The organism is Streptomyces cavernae, from assembly GCF_004023625.1.
Taxonomy (GTDB): Bacteria; Actinomycetota; Actinomycetes; order Streptomycetales; family Streptomycetaceae; genus Streptomyces; species Streptomyces cavernae.
The window spans coordinates 117038-136485 of the sequence record NZ_RPDJ01000017.1; the positions used below are offsets into that span (position 1 = coordinate 117038).

General features: G+C 69.6%; 18 protein-coding genes. 4 read left to right on the top strand and 14 right to left on the bottom strand.

Features of this window, described 5'->3' with window-relative positions; genetic code table 11:
- Window positions 1-13 precede the first annotated feature (13 nt).
- From EF387_RS27845 to EF387_RS27870, 6 genes are all read right to left on the bottom strand, one after another.
- On the bottom strand, window positions 14-910 hold the full coding sequence (locus tag EF387_RS27845) for a cupin domain-containing protein (RefSeq protein ID WP_128379359.1): 897 nt from the start codon (window positions 908-910) through the stop codon (window positions 14-16).
- Window positions 907-2265 (bottom strand): amidohydrolase family protein, encoded by a 1359-nt coding sequence (locus EF387_RS27850; protein ID WP_128379360.1) that lies wholly within the window; start codon window positions 2263-2265, stop codon window positions 907-909. The genes EF387_RS27845 and EF387_RS27850 overlap by 4 nt, the downstream gene beginning before the upstream one ends.
- 33 nt (window positions 2266-2298) lie before the next feature.
- A complete protein-coding gene (locus EF387_RS27855; RefSeq protein WP_238431742.1) occupies window positions 2299-3327 on the bottom strand; it encodes an alpha-ketoacid dehydrogenase subunit beta in 1029 nt (342 codons plus the stop codon).
- Window positions 3315-4292, bottom strand: a complete 978-nt coding sequence (locus EF387_RS27860) for a thiamine pyrophosphate-dependent dehydrogenase E1 component subunit alpha (protein WP_128379361.1) — start codon at window positions 4290-4292, stop codon at window positions 3315-3317. The genes EF387_RS27855 and EF387_RS27860 overlap by 13 nt, the downstream gene beginning before the upstream one ends.
- Window positions 4289-5665, bottom strand: coding sequence for a M24 family metallopeptidase (locus EF387_RS27865; protein ID WP_128379362.1), 1377 nt, complete (start codon window positions 5663-5665; stop codon window positions 4289-4291). Before EF387_RS27865 ends, EF387_RS27860 begins: the two co-directional genes overlap by 4 nt.
- A 63-nt stretch (window positions 5666-5728) precedes the next feature.
- Window positions 5729-6373, bottom strand: coding sequence for a helix-turn-helix domain-containing protein (locus tag EF387_RS27870; protein WP_238431743.1), 645 nt, complete (start codon window positions 6371-6373; stop codon window positions 5729-5731).
- Between the two features lie 170 nt (window positions 6374-6543).
- Here EF387_RS27870 and EF387_RS27875 point away from each other — a divergent pair, with 170 nt between their 5' ends.
- A complete protein-coding gene (locus EF387_RS27875; protein WP_128379364.1) occupies window positions 6544-7032 on the top strand; it encodes a carboxymuconolactone decarboxylase family protein in 489 nt (162 codons plus the stop codon).
- 135 nt (window positions 7033-7167) lie between these two features.
- On the opposite strand, the gene EF387_RS27880 is transcribed toward EF387_RS27875, so the two are convergent.
- Genes EF387_RS27880 through EF387_RS27905 form a run of 6 tightly spaced genes read right to left on the bottom strand, consistent with a single transcriptional unit; the run spans window position 7168 to window position 15225 of the window.
- The gene (locus EF387_RS27880; RefSeq protein WP_128379365.1) at window positions 7168-7959 is read right to left on the bottom strand and encodes an aminotransferase class IV; all 792 of its coding nucleotides are present in this window, start codon (window positions 7957-7959) and stop codon (window positions 7168-7170) included.
- Between the two features lie 57 nt (window positions 7960-8016).
- Complete coding sequence (locus EF387_RS27885; RefSeq protein ID WP_128379366.1) at window positions 8017-9195, bottom strand: FAD-dependent oxidoreductase; 1179 nt, start codon at window positions 9193-9195, stop codon at window positions 8017-8019.
- The gene (locus EF387_RS27890; protein WP_128379367.1) at window positions 9192-10775 is read right to left on the bottom strand and encodes a class I adenylate-forming enzyme family protein; all 1584 of its coding nucleotides are present in this window, start codon (window positions 10773-10775) and stop codon (window positions 9192-9194) included. Before EF387_RS27890 ends, EF387_RS27885 begins: the two co-directional genes overlap by 4 nt.
- Before the next feature lie 53 nt (window positions 10776-10828).
- Window positions 10829-12355: a benzoate-CoA ligase family protein gene (locus tag EF387_RS27895; RefSeq protein ID WP_128379368.1), complete on the bottom strand. Its 1527-nt coding sequence runs from the start codon at window positions 12353-12355 to the stop codon at window positions 10829-10831.
- Window positions 12352-14577, bottom strand: coding sequence for an aminodeoxychorismate synthase component I (gene pabB, locus EF387_RS27900; RefSeq protein WP_128379369.1), 2226 nt, complete (start codon window positions 14575-14577; stop codon window positions 12352-12354). Before pabB ends, EF387_RS27895 begins: the two co-directional genes overlap by 4 nt.
- 30 nt (window positions 14578-14607) lie before the next feature.
- Window positions 14608-15225, bottom strand: a complete 618-nt coding sequence (locus tag EF387_RS27905; protein WP_128379370.1) for a putative antibiotic biosynthesis monooxygenase — start codon at window positions 15223-15225, stop codon at window positions 14608-14610.
- 227 nt (window positions 15226-15452) lie between these two features.
- Here EF387_RS27905 and EF387_RS27910 point away from each other — a divergent pair, with 227 nt between their 5' ends.
- Window positions 15453-16229: a DUF3050 domain-containing protein gene (locus EF387_RS27910; protein ID WP_202918387.1), complete on the top strand. Its 777-nt coding sequence runs from the start codon at window positions 15453-15455 to the stop codon at window positions 16227-16229.
- 149 nt (window positions 16230-16378) lie between these two features.
- Window positions 16379-16876, top strand: coding sequence for a MarR family winged helix-turn-helix transcriptional regulator (locus tag EF387_RS27915; RefSeq protein WP_128379371.1), 498 nt, complete (start codon window positions 16379-16381; stop codon window positions 16874-16876).
- A 141-nt stretch (window positions 16877-17017) separates the two neighbouring features.
- Here the strand turns inward: EF387_RS27915 and EF387_RS27920 are convergent, their stop codons facing one another.
- On the bottom strand, window positions 17018-17533 hold the full coding sequence (locus tag EF387_RS27920; protein WP_128379372.1) for a YceI family protein: 516 nt from the start codon (window positions 17531-17533) through the stop codon (window positions 17018-17020).
- A 250-nt stretch (window positions 17534-17783) separates the two neighbouring features.
- On the opposite strand from EF387_RS27920, the gene EF387_RS27925 reads away from it, so the two are divergent.
- Window positions 17784-18320, top strand: coding sequence for an NUDIX hydrolase family protein (locus tag EF387_RS27925; RefSeq protein WP_128379373.1), 537 nt, complete (start codon window positions 17784-17786; stop codon window positions 18318-18320).
- 104 nt (window positions 18321-18424) lie between these two features.
- Here EF387_RS27925 and EF387_RS27930 read toward each other — a convergent pair whose 3' ends face one another.
- Complete coding sequence (locus tag EF387_RS27930) at window positions 18425-19402, bottom strand: UDP-glucuronic acid decarboxylase family protein (protein ID WP_128379374.1); 978 nt, start codon at window positions 19400-19402, stop codon at window positions 18425-18427.
- Window positions 19403-19448 lie beyond the last annotated feature (46 nt).

Sequence of the window (19448 nt, forward strand, 5' to 3'; positions counted from 1 at the left end):
GAGCCCACCAGTTTCATGATCGCTCCTTCAGTGCGTCGCGCAGGTAGTCCCAGTCCCGGGCGAACCGGTAGGAGTGCCGGGACGGCGGCTGCGGGGCCTGGGTCTCCAGCCAACGCACCGGCCCCGCGCCCGCGTTGGCGAACTCGTGCACGCAACCCGCCCCGGCCCAGGCAGCGTCGCCGGGTCCGAGCCGGTGGCGTGTGCCGTCGAAGACCGCGTCCACCACGCCTTCGAGAATCAGATACGTCTCCTCGAAGGGGTGGTCGTGGGCGCCGGCGACACCGTCGGGCGCGTACTGGACCATGAACATGGTGGAGGCAACGGCGCCCAGGTCACCGTCGATCATCATCTTCACGCCGATCCCGCTGTAGACGAGCAACGCGGTCCGCATGCTCGCCGACACCGCGAGCAGGTCCTGCGACTGCTTGCCGGGGTTCATCTGCGCGGGCTCGAAGTGGCCGAAGGAGCGGGTGCGCGGATCACGGACGTCGATGGGGACCGCCTCGCCGGGCAGCAGGGCGGGCACGGACTGGGTGTCGTACCCGTACCGGGCCCGGGGCACCGGCGCCAGCATCTCCGCCCAGCGCGCGACGGTGTCCCCGGCCCCGCGCCAGGCGTGCGGCACGCCGGTGGGCAGGAGTCCATAGTCGCCTTCCTCGAGAAGGTACGACCCCTCCGGCGCGTCCAGGATCACCGTGCCGGTCAGTACATGGAAGGTCTCCTCGTACGAGTGCACATGGGCGCCGATCGCGCCGTCCGGGTCGAGTTCGCAGACGCCGAAGCCGGTGTGGACGGAGCCGTCCTCCTCTCCGACGATCGTGCGGCGCCGGAACCCGCGTACCGCGTGGGGGAGTTGCGGCGGGACGGCGAACTCCGCGTCCGCCGCCCGGCGCACCACGAAGTCGCTCATGCCGGGGCCTTCGCCTCGGTCGCCGCCAGCAACCGGTCCCGGGACTCCTCCACCAGCCGCCGTGCCCGGTCGACGTCGGCCACCAGCCTGCCGTCCCGCTTGTGCACCACGCCGTCCACGATGACGGTCTCCACGTTGGAGACGTCGGCGCACAGCGTCACGGCCGCGGTGGCGTCGTGGACGGGTGCCATGTTGAGCGCGGTGGCGTCGAGGGCGACGATGTCGGCGCGCTTGCCGGGGGTCAGTGAACCGGTGCGGTGTTCGAGTCCCGCGACGTGCGCACCGTTGACGGTGGCCATCTCCAGCATCTGACGTGCCGTCAACATGGTATCCGGAACAGGCAGGTTGGCCTGCCAGCAGTCGGCGTTGACCCGGGCTCGTTCGGCGCCGAAGGCGGAGCGGATCTGGGTGAACATGTCGCCGGGCACGGTGGTGACGACGTCGATGCTCAGGCTGGGCCGCAGCCCGTGCTCGACGGCCTGCATCACGGGCGGCCAGCCGTGCCCCATCTGCGTTTCCACCTGGGCGGCGATGGAGACCGTGCCACCGCTGTCGGCGACCATCCGCCACTCCTCCTCGCTGAGGTAGCAGCAGTGGATGTAGGTGGTGTCGGGGCCGAGCAGGCCGAGGCCGTGGAGCTGTTTGACCATGCCGAAGCGGCCGGCCAGCCGTCCCATGGCGACATGCACGGTGATCGGGACGGCGAGTTCGCGCGCGAGCCGCCACTCCGCCTCGACCACGTCGTTCAGGCAGAAGCCCGGGCCGCGGGTGGCCAGGGCCATGGTCAGCAGGCCGTCGTCGGAGGAGAAGTACTTCGCCTTGATCCGCCGTACGTCGTCGCCGGGAATGGCGATCTTGCTCTCGAACCAGTAGTCCGCGAGGGAGGTGTTGGCGCTGCCGTACGCGTACTGGGCGCGGATGCCGGTCTCGGTCAGGGCTTTGATCGCCGCGTCCGGGTGCTCGGGAGTGTTGTTGATGTGCGACCAGTCGACGAGCGTGGTGATGCCGGCGTTGAGGCACTCCAGGGCGCCCGCGAGATTGCCCGCGTACACGTCCTCGGGGGTGTAGACGGGTGCGAAGGTGTCGAGGACGTCCACGAAGTAGTCGTCGAGCGTGGCGTTCGGGGCGCAGCCGCGGATCGGGGCCTCCCAGGTGTGCCGGTGGGTGTCGACGAAGCCGGGGATCACGATCCGCCCCGTCATGTCGAGCACTTCGGCGTCCACGTCCGCGGTGATCTCGCGTTCTACCGCGACGATGTTCCCGTCCTCGATCAGGACGTCACCTCGGGGCAGGTCCCCGATGCCGGGGTCCATCGACAGGACATGGCCAGAGCGCAGCAGCATCCGGTGGGTCATCGCCGTTCCTCCCAGGGTGTTTTCAGGGGGTGTTCAATACGTCGCGAGGTCCCTGACCTTCGCCACGACCTTGTCGACCGTGGGGATCACCCGCTCTTCGAGCGCGTCGGCGAACGGCAGCGGGACGCACTCCCCCGCCACCCGCCGCAGCGGCGCGTCCAGCAGGCCGAATCCCTCATCGGCGACGACCGACACGAGCGTCGCGCCCCATCCGCCCTGGTAGGGGTTCTCCTCGACGGTGACGAGCCGCGAGGTCCTGGCGAGTGAGGCGAGCACGGTGGTGGTGTCCAACGGCACCAGACAGCGCAGGTCGATCACTTCCGCGTCGATGTCCTCCGCCGCGAGCCGCTCCGCGGCGGCGAGCGCGACGGGCACCATCGACGCGAGCGCCACCAGCGTCACGTCGGCGCCTTCCCTCAGGACGGCCGCGCGGCCCAGTTCCACCACGTGACCGGGGGGCGCCGGCGGGCCCTTGGCGGCGAACAGGCCCTTGTGTTCGTAGAAGACCACGGGGTCGTCGCTGCGGATCGCGGCCGCCATCATGCCGATCACGTCCGCGGGGGTGGCGGGGGCGGCGATCTTCAGTCCGGGGACGGTGAACGCCCAGTTCTCGGTGGCCTGCGAGTGCTGTGCGCCGAAACCGAGACCACCGCCGTTCGCGGTCCGCACGACGAGCGGAACCGTCACCTGACCACCAGTCATATACCGTACTTTGGGTATCTCGTTGGCGAGGTAGTCCCAGCAACAGGCCAGGAAGTCGGAGAACATGATCTCCGCGACCGGGCGCATCCCGGTCATGGCGGCGCCCATCGCGGCGCCGACGATGGCCTGTTCGGAGATGGGCGTGTCCCACACCCGCTCCGGACCGAACTCCTTCAGCAGTCCGACCGTGGTCTTGAAGACCCCGCCCGCGGCACCGATGTCCTCGCCGAGGCAGACCACCGTGGGGTCGCGGCGCATCTCGCGTGCGATGCCCTCCGCCACCGCCTCCCGGTAGGTGATGACCCGCGCGGCGGCCGCGCCGGCCGGTGCACCCGGCGTCGCAGTCGTCATGTCCGCCATGCCGCACCTCCGTCGGCCCATACGTCGGTCAGCGCCTCACGCGGATCCGGTGCGGGCGCGTTCCGGGCCGCTTCGACCGCCGCGGCCACCGCCTCGGCGACCCGGGCGTCCGCCTCGTCCACCGCCTCCGCTGGTACGCCGAGTGCCCGCAGCCGTCCGCGTGCGAGGTCCAGCGGATCGTGCTTCAGCCAGCGCTCGACCTCCTCCGCCGGGCGGTAGGTGGCCGGGTCGGCGCGACTGTGCCCGAAGTGCCGGTACGTCTCCGCCTCCAGCAGACCGGGCCCGTACCCCGCCCGGGCCCGGTCCGCGAGGCGGGCCACCGCCTCCCTCACGAGGACCACGTCGTTGCCGTCCACGACCTGGCCCTCGACCCCGTACGCCGCGGCCCGGTCCGCGGCGGGCCGCGGCACGGCTGTGACGTCCGCGATGGGCGTGTATTCCATGTAGAGGTTGTTCTCGCAGACGAAGAGCACCGGGAGTTTCCACACGGCGGCGAGGTTGAGCGCCTCGTGGAAGGCACCGATGTTGGTGGCGCCGTCACCGAAGAAGGCCACCGCGATCTGGTCGGTCCCCCGCAGCCGGGCCGACCAGGCGGCCCCGGCCGCCATCGGCAGATGCGCGCCCACGATGGCGTACGAGCCGAGCATGCCGCTCGCCGCCTTGGTGAGGTGCATGGATCCGCCCTTGGCTCCGCACAAACCCGTTGCCCTGCTCATGAGTTCGGCGAGGCACTCCTCGGGGGTGGCCCCGCGGGCGAGGGCGTGGTGGTGGCCGCGGTAGGTGGCGAAGACGTAGTCGTCGGGGCGCAGGGCGGCGCTCGCGCCGACGGCGATGGCCTCGTGTCCGGCGGCCAGATGCGTGGTGCCCTTCACCAGGCCGGACATGAACAGGTCGTGGGCGGCCCTCTCGGTGCGGCGGACCAGCGCCATCTGCTCGTACGCCGCGAGGAGTTCGTCCGCTTTCATCGCGGCGATCCGTCGGTGCCGGCGTCGCGGGAGCCGTTGCCGATGTTGCGGGAGCCGTTGCCGGTGTTGAGGTGGGACTGCGCCTCCCGGCGGGTGTTGAGCTGCCCTCCGACCGTCCAGTACTTGCGCCCGGCCACCAGCAGTTCCTCCGCCGGGAACTTGGTGATCACCTCGCAGCCGTCCGCGGTGACGACCAGTTCCTCCTCGATCCGGGCCGCCGACCAGCCGTCCGCGGCCGGCCAGTACGTCTCCAGGGCGAACACCATGCCTTCCTCGAGGACTTCGGGGTGGTCGATGGAGACCAGCCGGCTGAAGATGGGCTTCTCCCAGATCGACAGGCCCACCCCGTGCCCGTACTGGAGGGCGAAGGCGGCCATCTCGTCCGGGAAGCCGAACTCCTCGGCGCGCGGCCACACCTGGACGATGTCGGCGGTGGTGGCGCCGGGCCGGACCAGGGCGATCGCCCGGTCCATGTACTCGCGGCAGCGGACGTAGGCGTCGCGCTGCGCGGCGGAGGCGCTGCCGACCGCGAAGGTGCGGTAGTAGCAGGTGCGGTAGCCGAGGTGGCTGTGCAGGATGTCGAAGAAGGCGGGGTCGCCGGGGCGGATCAGCCGGTCGCTGTAGACGTGCGGGTGCGGTGAACAGCGTTCTCCGGAGATGGCGTTGACGCCTTCGACGTACTCGCTGCCGAGGTCGTAGAGGACCTTGCTGACCAGCCCTACACATTCGTTCTCCCGGACGCCCGGGCGCAGATACCCGTACAGCTCCTCGTACGCCGCGTCGACCATCGCGCAGGCCTGGGCGAGCAGGGAGATCTCGTCGCGGGTCTTGGTGCGGCGGGCGTCGAGGAAGACCTGCTGGCCGTCGACGACGTCCACGCCCTGGGCGCGCAGTGCGGCCAGGACCGGCATCTCCACGAGGTCCACGCCCAACGGCTCGTTGATCAGTCCGTGTTCGCGCAGTTCCTCGGCGACCTTGACGGCGACGTCGCCGGCGATCCCGGCGTCCGGGTGGAAGGCCCCGCGCAGGGTGGAGATACCGGCGCGGGCGCCGGCGGGGGCGCCGTCCTTGGTGTCGTGGTCGAGCCAGGGGTTGTAGAGCTGGTGGTGGCGGGCGGCGGAGCCGAAGTCCCAGATGACGGGTTCGCCGCCGCGGACCAGCAGGGCGAAGCGGATCAGCTTGTCCATCGCCCAGGTGCCGATGTGGGTCGACGTCATGTAGCGGATGTTGGCGAAGTCGAAGCTGAGGACGGCGCCGAGGTCGGAGCGGTCGAGTGCGGTCCGCAGGCGGTCGAGTCGCTCACCGCGCAACCGGTCGAGATCGACGCGCTCTTCCCAGTCGACGGCGTTGGGTCCGAACGTGCGGATCGCCATGGCGACCCTCCCCTCCATCGCGGAGTTCGCTCAGGGGAAGTGAACGACCGCCGTCCGGGGGTGTCAAGGGATACTGAACACGAACCAGACACCGACGGCGGGTTCGGGACCGTCGTTGCGGTAGCGGTGCGGGGTGCTCGATTCGAAGCAGACGGCGTCGCCGGGACGCAGGACGTGCTCCTCGAAGCCGAGTGTCAGTACCAGTTCGCCGGAGGTGAGGTAGCCGTACTCGGTTCCGGGATGGCGCATCAGACCACCGGAACTGGAGGAGGACCCTCCGGGGCGGTAGGTCACGCGCAGGAAGTCCACCTCGGTGCCCGGCACGTGCCCGAGCCGCTCCCACACCACGCCCGAATCGAGCTCCAGGACTTCGCGCTGGTCCGGCGCGGTCAACGGGCCGATGCGGCGGGCGGATTGGGCGGCGAGGCCGGCGAGGGCGTGCGGTACGGTGCCGGGCACGAGGTCGGCCGCGGCGGACGCGGCGGCCGGTGCGCGGTGCGGCTCGAAGAGTTCCTCGACCGGGAGCGCGAGCGCGGTCGTGATCGCGTACAGGGTGCTCACCGAGGGCTGGCTCTTGCCGGTCTCTATCTGCGAGATGAGACTCGCGGACACACCGATCTCGCGGGCCAGGCCGCGCAGGCTCATTCCCCGCGCCAGGCGCGCCTGCCGGATGCGGTCGCCGACGGGAGGTACGGCTGCGGGCCTCACGGCGGCTCCTCTCCCGAACGGGTTGCGTGCAGTGTCATTGAACAGCACGGTCGCACGTCCCGTACAGAACTCCATGAGGTGCCGACATGGCCCGAATATCCCCTCAGCCGAGAGCGATATTCCGACAGTTCACGGTTCACCATCCGCAATTCACCTATAGAGTCGACCGTATGAGCAAGAGCGACCCCATAACCCGCGTAGTTCTGAAGAAGATTACTCCCGAGGCATCCGCCGCGATGGGCGCGCTGCACGGCGCGGCCGTTTCCGCGGCGCAGGACGCCAAGGTGGAGTCGGAACTCCTGGAACTGATCAGGATTCGCGCCTCGCAGATCAACGGATGCGCGTTCTGCCTCGACATGCACACCAAGGACGCGCGCGCCGCGGGCGAGACCGAGCAGCGGATCTACGCGCTGAACGCCTGGCGGGAGACGCCGTTCTTCAACGAACGGGAGCGCGCCGCACTGGCGTTGACCGAGGCCGTGACGCTGGTCCACGACGGGCACGTGCCGGAGGAGGTGTACGCGCAGGCCGCGGAGGTCTTCGACGAGGCGCAGGTCGCGGCCCTGATCTGGGCGGCCACGGTCATCAACGCCTACAACCGCATCGCTATTGCGCAGCGCATGGTGCCGGGCGGTTATCAGCCGGCCAAGAAGAGCTGAAGCAGAAACGAAGAGCTGCAGCAAGAGAGCTGAAGCAAGAACCAAGAGCACTCGAAAGAAACGAACACGCAATTCCGCGCCGGGTCGAATTCCTTCGGCCCGGCGCTTCCGCTTCACCAGGTTAAATGCCGACGGTCAGTCGGGCAGCGGCTCCATGACGGAGTCCAGCCATTTCCGCCATTCCGGGGCCTGCAGCGCGGGCCCCGCCTGAAGCGGTCGTCCCGTCCATTCCGAGACGGGCCGGATGCCGTGCAGCGCGTTCACCAACCACACTTCACGGCCCTCCAGTTCCTGCAGGGTGCGCTCGCGGTGGGCGACCCGGACGCCGATGCGCCGGGCCTGTTCCTGGATGAGCGCGCTGGTGACACCGGGCAGCAGGGGCAGTCGTGGCGAGGGCATGCACAGGGTGTCGTCCTCCCACCACAGCACGCTGGAGCCGGCCCCCTCCAGCACGATGCCGGAGGGCGCGATCAGCACCGCCTCGTCGGCCCCCTGTCCGGCGGCCCTCTGCCGTACCCGGCCGAGGGCGTCCAGGTCGGGGCCCTTGCGGCGGGGCACGGTCCGTGGGTCGGGCTGGCCCGCCGCCCACACCCGCACCGCAGGGGCGAGTTCCGGGGCGTGCCGCAGCAGTAGCCGCAGCTGCAGGGAACCGCGGGCCAGTTCGACGCGTGGGAACCACGTTCCGGTGCGCGGCAGTGCCATCGTCATGTCCCGCCAGAACTCGGTGAGCCGGTCGAACGGCGGGGCACCGCAGTCGGCGCAGGCACGGAAGAAACGCTCCCGGTGGCGGTCGAACCCGCGCACCAGTCCGTCGCGCAGCAGCCACGAGTCCGCGGCGAGCAGTCGGGTGTCGGCCGCCAGGCCCCGGGTCAGCCCGCTGCCCGGGTTCCAGGCCAACAGGCCCTCTGCGATCGCGGGTGATGTCACCTAGGCTCCTCTCGGTCCGGTTCGCAAAGCTCTCGGCACAGTCGTCTCTCGGGTGGTTCAGTACTTTCGTCCGGCGCTCGCCGGTGAGCCGTTGCGCGGCCCGTACGGGGCGTGTTCCAGCCAGGCCCCGCAGCGCGGCAGGACGGGGGCGAGGGCCGCCGCCGCGCGCTGTTTGGCCCGTACGATCCGGCGCCGGGGCCGCAGATGGGCCAGGGCGGTGCCCGCGGCGTCACTGTTGAACAGCCCGGCGGCCCGCCGTTTGGCGTCGAAGTCGGCGACCGCCTCCCGCGTGCCCGCGGCGACGGCGTCGGCCGCTGCCGCGGCGTCCGCGATGCCGCTGTTCATGCCCCGGGCGCCGAACGGCGGGAAGAGGTGGGCCGCCTCGCCGACGAGCAGCACCCGGTGCAATGGATCGGTGTAGCTGGCAGCCACCTTGCGCAGGAAGCGGTAGGTCGACACCCACAGGATGCGCTCGGCGTATCCGTCGCCGGCCACGGCCGGCAGCCACCGCCGTACCGACTCCTCGGTGCCGAAGTCCTCCTGCCGGTCGTCGTCGCGGCACTGGAGATCGACCTGGAAGCCACCGGTGAACGGCACCCGCATCACACTGCGTCCGCCGACGCCGGGGTGTTCGTAGTGGAACACCCGCTCCAGCGGTAGTTCCTCGCCCGGGATGTCGGCGACGTCGACCACGACGTGGAAGCCGCTGGAGTGGTTGCCCTCCAGCGGGACGCCGATCTCGCGCCGTACCGCGGAGCGGGCCCCGTCGGCGGCGACGACGTACGGGGCCCGCCAGATGCGGCCGTCCCCGCCGGTCAGCACCACCTGTTCGTCGGTGACCCGCACGCCCTCGACCTTGGCTCCCCACACGAACTCCACCCCGGCGTCCTTGCAGGCGGCGAGCAGGAAGCGTTCGGTGTCGACCTGGCGCAGGCTGGTGAAGGGCGGTGTTCCGGAGGGCGGCGGGAAGGTACGGGAGTACACCTCGCGGCCCCGGTACAGGGTGCGCTTGGTGTGCCAGGTCTGCCCGTACCCGGTGATCTCGGCGGCGAGGCCGGGGCGCATTCCCTCCAGGAGGTGCAGGGTCTCGCGGTGCACGAACAGGGCCCGGCTGCCGGGGCGCTTGCGGCCCTCGGGGTCGGCTTCCAGCAGGACGACGTCCAGGCCGTGGGCCCGGAGCCCGAGGGCGGCCGACAGGCCCACGGGTCCCGCGCCCACCACGACGACCGCACTCATGCGGCGGTGCTCCCGGCCGGTGTGGCCTCGCTGATCATGCGGGTGATCTCCACCCGCTTGACCTTCCAGGTGGAGGTCATGGGCAGCTCCTCGAACCGCCACTGCCGCGGTTCGGCCATCTTGGGCAGGTCGGCGGTGGCGTCCCGCCAGCGGCCCAGGTCCAGGGGCGCCTCGCCGCGGACGCAGACCACCGGGACCGGTTCACGGTCGACGCCGGGCACGATGACCACCTCGCGCAGCTCCTCCAGCCGGGACATCAGTGTGTCCTCGACCTCCAGGTTGCTGTGCACCGAGTCGATCTGGTCTATCTCACGGTCCATCAGGTAGAGGGCACCCCATCGGCTTTGGTGCCCCATGTCGCCCATCTCCCACCAGCCGTCGTTGAGTTGGCGGTCGTAGCGGTCCTGCATGCCGAGGTAGGTGAGGATACGGCCGCGGGTGCGGGCCTCGATCCGGCCCGCGGTGCCGGGTGCCACGCGCCTGCCTTGCTCGTCGGCGATGCGGACCCGGGTGAAGCCGGGGATGCCGATGCCGACCCGGCGGCCGTCCGCGCGGGCGGCACTGCGCCGGGTGAACCACTGGAAGGCGACCGGACCGGTCTCGCTCTGCCCGTAGAGCTGGATGAGCCAGGGCGAGCGGCGCTTGGAGGCGTCGAGCAGCCTCTGTACGGTGCGCGGGTGGATGGCGTCGAAGGTGGAGCCGTAGGAGCGGACACGGGACAGCGGCGCGCCGGGGGCGTCCGCCAACTCCTCCCACAGGACGAAGGTGTTGGGGTGGGTCTCCACGATGCCGGGCCGGTGGCGGGCCAGCAGCGGACCGACCGAGGCGGGCTCCGGGTCCGTGATCAGCAGCAGCGGGCTGCCGTAGTGCAGCAGCACGCCGAGCAGGTGGTAGAAGCGCGAGTGCACGAACGACATGTGCAGCGCGGCACTCTCCCCGCGGGTGGGCCAGCCCATGGCCTTCTGCGGTACGAGCCGGTTCCACATGGTGCCCGCGCAGTGCACCGCGAGCTTGGGCACACCGGTGGTGCCGGAGCTGTGGGTGATCAGCGAGGGTTCGCGCGGGTGGAGCCGTACCGCGGCGTGGGGCGCGGCTCCGGCGTACTTCTCCAGCGGGACCGCCCCGGGCGCGTCGTCCACCGACAGGGTCTGCCGTACCAGGTCGGAGACCGGGACCTCCCGCAGTGTTCCCTCCAGCTTGGCTCGGTCGGTGATGAGCCAGGGCTTGTGCAGCCGCTCGAGGAGCTGACCGGCGACCGGGCCCGCGAGACCTGGGGAGAGCAGCGCGGGAACGGCACCGATCCGGGAGACGGCGCAGGTCAGCAGGACGATGTCGACGTTGTCCGTCTTGTGGATGGCGACCTGTTCGGAGGGCCGGACACCGGCCTCCCAGAGCCGGCTGGAGAGCTCCTCGACCAAGGTGGCCAGCACGGTGTAGCTGAGGTCGACGCCGAGGTCGGGGGCGACGTCCAGGGGCCGGTCCAGGGTGACGAAGACGGCGCCGTGGCGGTCCGCGGCCTGCCGGAACATCGGCCCCAGGTAGAACCCGCGGTCGGCAAGCAGAGGCTGTGGCTGTGACATGGGGCCGTTCCTTTCTGACGTGGATGAGGGTGCGGGTGCGGGTGCTGCCACGGTCACCACGCGCCCTGGCGGACGAGGTGGCGGCGGAGCTTGCCGGTGGACGTGCGGGGCAGTGTGGGCACGAAGCTGACGCTGCGCGGGACCTTGAAGGCCGCGAGGGTGTCGCGGGCGAGGCAGATGAGTTCGGCCTCGAGGCCGGCCCCGATCGGCGGGGTGGTGACGACGAAGGCGCGCAGCTTGCTGGCGCCGCGTTCGTCGGTGACGGCGGCGACCGCGACCTCCTTGACCGCGGGGTGGGTGCGCAGCACGGCCTCCACCTCCAGCGGGGAGACGGTGATACCGCCGACCATCTCCATGTCGTCGGCACGGCCGAGGTGCCGGAAGGTGCCGTCGGGTTCACGGCGGGCCCGGTCGCGGGTGTTCAGCCAGCCGCCGACGAGCGTGCGGGCAGTCTCTTCGGGCAGGTTGAGGTAGCCGGGCGTCAACGACGGCCCGCGCACCCACAGTTCGCCTTCTTCGCCGTCCTGGACGGGGCGTCCGGCACGGTCCCGCAGTTCCACCTCGAAACCGGGCACGGGACGGCCGACGGTGCCCGGGTGGTTGTGGTCGTAGCTGTTGGCGCAGAACGCGTGCCCGGCCTCGGTGGAGCCGATCTGCTCCAGTACGGGGGCGCCGAGCAGTTCGGTGACCTGCTCGCCCAGCCCCGCGGGCATGCCCTCGCCGGCCGAGACGGCGGCGCGGACGGAGGCGAAGCATGCCTCGTGGCCATGGCCCCGGTCCGTGACCAGCGCCGCGTACTGCGACGGCACGGAGTACAACAGGGTCACCCGGTGCCGGGCGACGAGTTCGTCGACGGCGGCGGGGCTCGGCCGGCGGTCCACGAGGACGGCCGAGGAGCCGGAGAAGAGCGGAAAGACGAAAGCGTTGCCGAAGCCGTAGGCGAAGAACAGCTTGGACACCGAGAGGGTGACGTCGTTCTCGGTGATCTTCAGCAGTCGCTTGCCGATGAGCTCGTGGTACGTCTCCAGGTCACCGTGGCAGTGCACGACGCCCTTGGGGTTGCCGGTGGTCCCCGAGGTGTACTGGATGTACAGGGGGGTGCGCGCCCCGGCGTCGTGAACGTGCGTCGCGGGCGCGCTGGTTGCGGTGAGGGCCACCAACTGATCGGCGCCCAGCCGCCGGTGTCCCTCGAAGCGGTCCTCGAGCCCGGGCCCGGTCAGGCAGAGCACGGCCTCGGTGTCCTCCGCCATGAACTGGTGCTCGCCCGCGGTGAGTTCGGGATTGACGAGGACGGCGACCGCGCCGAGCCGGGCGACACCGAGGAACGCGGTGACCCAGGCGAGGGAGTCGGGAAGCGCCAGCACCACCCGGTCTCCGGGACCCACCCCGTGGTCGGCGAGCACGGTGGCGGCACGGGCCGCGAGGTCGTGCACCTCACCATGGGTCCAGACCTGGTGGCCCTGATGGAAGGCGGGCCGGCCGTTCCAGCCTCGGTGCTCGGCGCGGGTGGCGAGCACGGCCGCGACATTGCCGGGGCCCGCCGCTTCGGCGGGAGTCAGGGTGAGCATGGGCATGGTCATCGGGCCGGCTCCTCCACGGGGACCGAAAGGGTGGCGGGTTCACGGCGGGCGCCGCGGCCGGTGTGCTCCTGGTACGCGCTCATCGGCGCGGCCGCCTTCAGCAGGATCTCGGCGTACTCGGCCTCCGGATCGGAATCGAGGACGATCGCACCGCCCGTACCGAGCTGCATCTCTCCGCCGGCGAACACGGCGGTGCGGATGACGATGTTGAGGTCTGCTCCGCCGCTGCAACCGAGGTAGCCGATGGCGCCGGAGTACACCCCGCGGGCCTCGGTCTCCAGGTTGTCGATGATCTCCAGCGTGCGCAGCTTGGGCGCGCCGGTCATCGAGCCGCCGGGGAAGCAGGCGCGTACGCAGTCCACGGCGCCGGTGCCCTCGCGCAGCCGGCCCTCGACGGTGGAGACCAGTTGGTGGACGGTGGCGTACGTCTCGGTGGCCATCAGCTTCGGTACCCGTACGGTGCCGGTCGCGCAGACCCGGCCCAGGTCGTTGCGGAGCAGATCGACGATCATCAGGTTCTCGGCGCGGGTCTTGGCGTCCGCGGCGAGTTCGTCGCGCAGCCCGGCGTCCTCCTCCGGGCTGCCGCCGCGGGGCGCGGTGCCCTTGATCGGTTTGGCCTCGGCGACGCCGTCGCGGGTGATCCGCAGGAACCGCTCGGGGGAGGAACTCGCCACGTCGAGCTCGCCGAACTTCAGGAACGCCGCGTACGGGGCCGGGTTGAGGCGGCGCAGCACCCGGTAGTACTCGTAGGGGTCGTGCGGGGCGGGTAACCGCGCGGCGTTGGTGAGGCAGACCTCGTAGGTGGTGCCGGACCTGAGTTCGCGCTTGCAGGCCTCGATGTCGGCGAGGTAGGTCGCGCGGTCCCGGACCAGCCATGGTTCGGCGGCGGCGAGGTCGGGGGCCGCGGGCGTCGCCGGGTCGGTGGGCCCGTCCGAGACGAAGCTGAGCTGGGCCACGGCCGCATCGAGCCAGTCGGCGGCCTCGCGGGCACCCTGCGAGGTGTTCTCGGCCAGGCACAGGGCGTAGGTGTGGCCCTCCTGGTGGTCCACCGCGATCAGCCGGTCGGCGAACAGCCAGCAGGCGTCCGGGGTTTCGGCCGTGTGACGGTTGGTGGAGCCGCAGTCGGACTTCAACTCGTAGCCGAAGTAACCGACGTAGCCGGTGGTGAAATCGAAGGGCAGCCCGGCGGCGTCCACCTGACGAGTAGCCAGTTGCCGCTTGAGGTAGTCGAAGACACTCGCACGGACCTTGCGCACGGGACGCCCCGCGCGCTCGATCTCGCAGAGGCCGTTCACCACGTCGTAGCGGACGAACTCGGCGAGCGGGCCGCGGCCGTCCCCGAAGAACGAGAAGCGTGACTGGCCTTCCTCGACCCGTGAGCTGTCCAGCCAGAACGCGCGGGGCGCGTCGGCGCACATCCGGCCGAAGGCCCGCTCGGCGTCGACGGCGCCGGTGATGCGGCGGGTGTGGAGCCGGAAGACCGGGGCGGCGCGGCGGGGACGGGGGATGGCGGCGGGGGGCGCGCCGGCCGCGGCGTCGTCCGTGCGGGCGTCCGCTGCCGGGGAGTCGGCCGCGGGGGTCGTCGGCACGGGGGCCGCGGGGAAGGTCGCCGCGCCGGATGCGGCCGCACCGCTCCGGCCGGCCGACGCCCTCGTCATCTCACGGAAGTTGACGAACATGCGGTGGCCGTACTCGGTGAGTATGGACTCCGGGTGGAACTGCACGCCCCACAGCGGCCTGCTGCGGTGGCGCAGCCCCATGAGCACACCGTCCTCGGCCCAGGCGGTGGGCTCAAGGCTCAGGGGCAGCGGCTCGCGGACGGAGAGGGAGTGGTAGCGGACCGCGGTGAAGTTCTGCGGCAGCCCCTCGAACAGGTCCTGACCGTTGTGCCGGATGGTCGAGAGATGACCGTGCCGGGGCTCCGGCGCGGCGGCCACCCAGGCGTGCTCGCTCGCGGCGATGCCCTGGTGGCCGAGGCAGACGCCCAGCACCGGGACGGTGGCCGCGGCGAGCACGTTCGCGCCGATGCCGAAGTCACGCGGCTTCGCCGGGTGGCCGGGCCCCGGCGACACCACGACGTTGTCGAACGTCCGGAGATCGGGAATCTCGTCGGGCGGAGCGTCATTGAGTACGACCAGCGGCTCCTCGCCGTTCACCTCGGCAATCAGCTGGAACAGGTTGTACGTGTAAGAGTCGTAATTGTCGATGAGCAGGGTCTTCACCCGCCCACCTCCCTCTGGTCGTTCTCAGTCTTACGCGGGCCGCCGCTTGTGCCGTCCACGCAATGCCTGCAGCGGTGGGTACAGCCATTTCTTGAAGAATTGCTGCAGCCGGGGCATGAGGAACCACGTGACAATGGCCGTCACAGCCAGGCACAGCAGCAGGGTACGAAAGAAAGCATTGAGACTACTGAGATAAGGAAGTATGAGGAGATTGAATAAGAGTACCGGCGGGAAAACCGCGCTCATATTGACGAACCAAAGTTTCCATTTTGGTGGCGGACGGGGTGCGGCGGGCGCCGCGGGACGTGTGGACTGCGCCTCGAACCAGGCTTTCGAGCCGTGCACGACCTGCCGTCCGGTCTCCATGGCGAGCCCTTCCGCCCGGGTCGCCCACTGGACGGCGGTGACCGAGTTGTCCCACGTCCGGTACGAACCATCGCTGTCGAACCGGTAGACCACGTGCCACTCGGCCTCGCCGTCGACCAGCACGCCACCACCCAGAAAACCCGGTGCCTGCGCGCACGCACGCAGACCGGCCCACCCCCAGGAGTGGAAGTCGGCCTCGCGGCCCGGCACCACCTGGTACGCGACGGTGACGGTAACGGGACTCCTGCTCACGACGCTGAATACGGAGTCGGGACACAGCATGTTCAAAACGCAACAGGAATTTTTCGGGTGTCCGTAAAGTTAGTCTTTGCCGGATTTTCACTGGTCTTCACATCTTTTGTCGCGGGATACGCGGGGTAACTTTTCCCGAATTTGGGAAACCGCTTGCCGACCACTCCCCCAAAGTTGCAACATCCCCCACAGCGGTCCCATGAATTTCCCTGCCGTTTGGAGCACCGACGGTATCGGGAACAGCAAGAAGGAGATGCATGTCCAGGTACGACTGGAGTGTGACCCACGAGGGAATCGAGCGGATGCGTGCCGCACTCGAACCGGCCCGCAAGGAAGTCACCGCCCATCCGATTTACCAGCGGATCAACGACCGGGCCGATATGGCGACGTTCATGGAACACCATGTCTTCGCGGTCTGGGACTTCATGTCCCTGCTCAAGTCCCTGCAACGGCAGCTGACTTGCGTGGACGTTCCCTGGGTGCCCCACGGGTCTCAGGTGAGCCGCCGGCTGATCAACGACATCGTGCTGGTCGAGGAGAGCGACGAGCTGAACGGCGGATTCACCAGCCACTTCGAGCTCTACCGCAACGGCATGGCCGAGGCGGACGCGGACACCAGCCGGATCGACACGTTCATCGATCTGCTGCGCGAGGGGCACGACGTGCCCTCGGCACTGCGCGGTGCCCAAGTTCCGGCTCCCGCCGCCGAGTTCGTCTACACGACGTTCGGCATCATCGCCGACCGGCCATTGCACTGCCAGGCCGCGGCATTCGCCTTCTCCCGGGAGGACCTCATCCCGGAGATGTTCGACCAGGTCATCAAGAAGGAGGGCACCGAGAGGTTCCCGGTCTTCTGCGACTACCTGGCCCGCCACATCGAGGTGGACGGCGAGGAACACACCCCGATGGCCATGCAGATGGTCGCGGACCTCTGCACGGACAACGCGCACTGGGAGCAGGCGGTCGAGACGACGAAGCTCGCCCTGGAGGCCAGGGTCCGGCTGTGGGACGGCATCATGGAGGCGATGAACTGATCCGGGCGGGGTTCGGGTCACGGCTTGGCCGGGCTCGGGCAACGAACGGGCGACCTGCCGGGCAGGACCTGGGCCGGGCTCGGGTAAGAGCTTGGGCCGGGCTCGGGCAGAGCTGATCCAAATGTGGACGACCGGTAGACTGGGGGATCATGGCCGACTCCCCCACCCCCGCCGACCTGCCCGTACCCGAGCGGACGGGCGAGGCCGGGCTGCTGCCCCCCGAGCTGCGGGCCTGGATGCAACTGCTGGCCGCCGCCGGTTCGATCGAGCAGCAGTTGCGGGCCGTCGTCAAACAGAACATGGGGGTCTCGCACGACGAGTTCCTGGTGCTGTGCCTGCTCGCCGACCAGCCCGGCGCCGCACTGCGCATGACACAGATCGCCGAGTTGCTGGGTCGCCCCAAGACCCGCCTCACCTACCAGGTCGCCTGTCTGCAGCACGCCGACCTGGTCAGCCGCCGCTCGGTGTGCGGCGACAAGCGCGGAGTCGAGGTCTCGCTCACCGACAAGGCCCGCCGGCTCCTGCGCGACGTCTCCCCCGCCCTGACGGCCGCCATGACCCAGGCGGTCAGGAACACGATGGACCACCGCCAGTGCGAGGCCCTGCGGGGACTGCTGCCGCAGACGACGGAGAACGAACCGACCTGACCGCGAATCCTCAATCCTTCGATGGCCAGGCCAGAGTGTTCCAGTAGGCGGGAACATTCCGACCTGGCCGGGAGGCGGGCCGCGGACAGACAGGCGGTGCGGGGGCCGGAAGCCGGAAGCCGCCGTCGCGCCGCGAAAAGCTCAGCCCGCCGCGCGTACGAAGCGAAGGGCAGCGGTGACCGTGGTCAGCCCGCGCATCATGCCCATCTGGTTCCAGGCGATACCGAACTCGCTTCGGTCCACGGTGAACTCCGCTTCCAGCGTCACTCCGTCGGCGCTCGCCCCGACAGCACGCGCTGTGAACGACAAGGGACGGCTGCTGCCACGGACGGTGAGCCGGCCTACGACCTGAACGGTGTCGTCGGGGCCGGCCTCGGCGCCTTCCACGACGAAGGTGATCTCGGGGTGGTTGTCGACGTCGAAGAAGTCGGCGGAACGCAGATGCTTGTCACGCTTGGCGTTCTTGGTGTCCAGGGAAGCGGCGTCCAGGGTGATGGAGCCGAGGGCGGTGCCGTCGGACCGGACCTCACCCTCACCACTGACAGAAGCGAAGGAACCCTTCACAGTGACCATGCCCCACATGGTCTTCTGGCTGACGGAGACGGTGGAGGCGGTCCGGTCGAGCTGCCACAGGCCAGTTTCGACGGCGACGGTCATGGGTGCTCCAAACAAAGGGAGGGGCTACAGGCGGACGAGGAGGACGAAGACATGGAGGCCGATTGCCGGGGAGAAACACATCGTCCAAAATTGGATGAGGCCACGCTAACCCATGCTCCAATTTTGAACAACGAGCTTATGCAAAATCGGACTACAACACGGGCGGCCGGCCCACTCCCCAGTGGCGCGGGTCACGTGTGACATGCGACGGCGGGCGCGAAACGGCAAGGGTTGAAAGTACGATCAACCAATGTCTGACTTGACCGAAACCACGCCAGGCTGGCTGTCTCCGGACGAACTCGAGATGGCGCGCGCCCGCATGCCGATCCTGTACGTCGAGGCCGTACCCGTACGGGTCGACGACAGCGGCGAAGTCACCAGCATCGGACTGCTGCTGCGCATCGGGCCCGACGGGACGGTCAGCCGCACCCTCGTCTCCGGCCGGGTGCTGCACCACGAACGGGTCCGGGACGCCCTGTTGCGCCACCTGGAGAAGGACCTCGGCCCGGTCGCCCTGCCCCGCGTCCCGGCCTCACTCCAGCCCTTCACCGTCGCCGAGTACTTCCCGACCCAGGGCATCACGCCTTACCACGACTCCCGCCAGCACGCGGTCTCACTCGCCTACATCGTCCCGGTGACCGGCGACTGCCGCCCCCGCCAGGACGCCCTGGACCTGGTCTGGTTCAGCCCTCAGGAGGCGTCCTCACCCCTGGTCCAGAACGAGATGCCAGGCGGCCACGGCACCCTCCTCAAGCAGGCTCTGGCCCATGTGGGCTGTTTGTCCTGACTGGACGACACCAACAGCCCGAGACGTCGGCTCGCGGCTCCTTGCCTAGGCGGTGCGCCGGGAGCCCGCGAACTCGTTTCGCCACCCCGCTGGGAGGACGGCGCTCAGGAGACCTGCCACGTCGCGGACCGGACCGGCGGTTCGCTCCTTGCGTCGTGCTGCGAGACGAACCAGTCGATGGTGTGTTGCAATCCCTCCTCCAAGGGCACTTGCGGCTGCCAGCCGAGCACGTCACGCGCACGGGTGATGACAGGGCGTCGACGACCCGGATCGTCGACCGGCCGCTCGACGAAGCTCAGCTCGCTGTCCGAGGCGGTGATAAGCAGCACTAGTTCCGCAAGGTCCCGGACCGTCCGCTCCTGAGGATTTCCGAGATTGAACGGGCCCGGCTCAGTCGAGTCGATCATGGCGGCCAGACCGCGGACCAAGTCGTCGACGTAGCAGAAACTCCTTGTCTGGCTGCCGTCCCCGAAGATGGTCAGCGCTTCCCCCCTGAGGGCCTGACTGATGAAGCTGGAGACGACCCGACCGTCATCCGCCCGCATGCGAGGGCCGTACGTGTTGAAGATGCGGACGATCCCCACATCGGCCCCCTCGCTGCGGCAGTAGGCCATAGAGATGGCCTCGGCGAAGCGCTTGGCCTCGTCGTAGGCACTGCGGGGTCCGATGGGATTGACGTGTCCCCAGTAGCCCTCATGCTGAGGGTGCACTGTGGGATCGCCGTATACCTCGCTGGTGGACGCCAGGACGAAGCGTGCCCCATGGCTCACCGCCAGCCGCAGCATGTTCTCCGTTCCCCGGCTGCCCACAGCGAGTGTCTCCAGCGGATGACGGTCGTAATCGATGGGCGAAGCAGGACTCGCGAGATGCACGACGGCGTCGGGTTTTCCGGAAACCTTGAACGCCTCTGTGACATCGCACGGTAGACAGCGGAATCCGGGCACAGACATGAGATGGGCGATGTTGACCGATCTACCCGAGGAGAAATTGTCCAGGCAGCAGACGCTGTCACCTCTGCGGAGCAGGACTTCGCACAGGTGTGACCCCAGGAAGCCGCTTCCGCCGGACATCACGACATGCATGGGTCACTCCTTCCGGTCAGCCGAGCCCCGGACAGCCCGGCGCCCG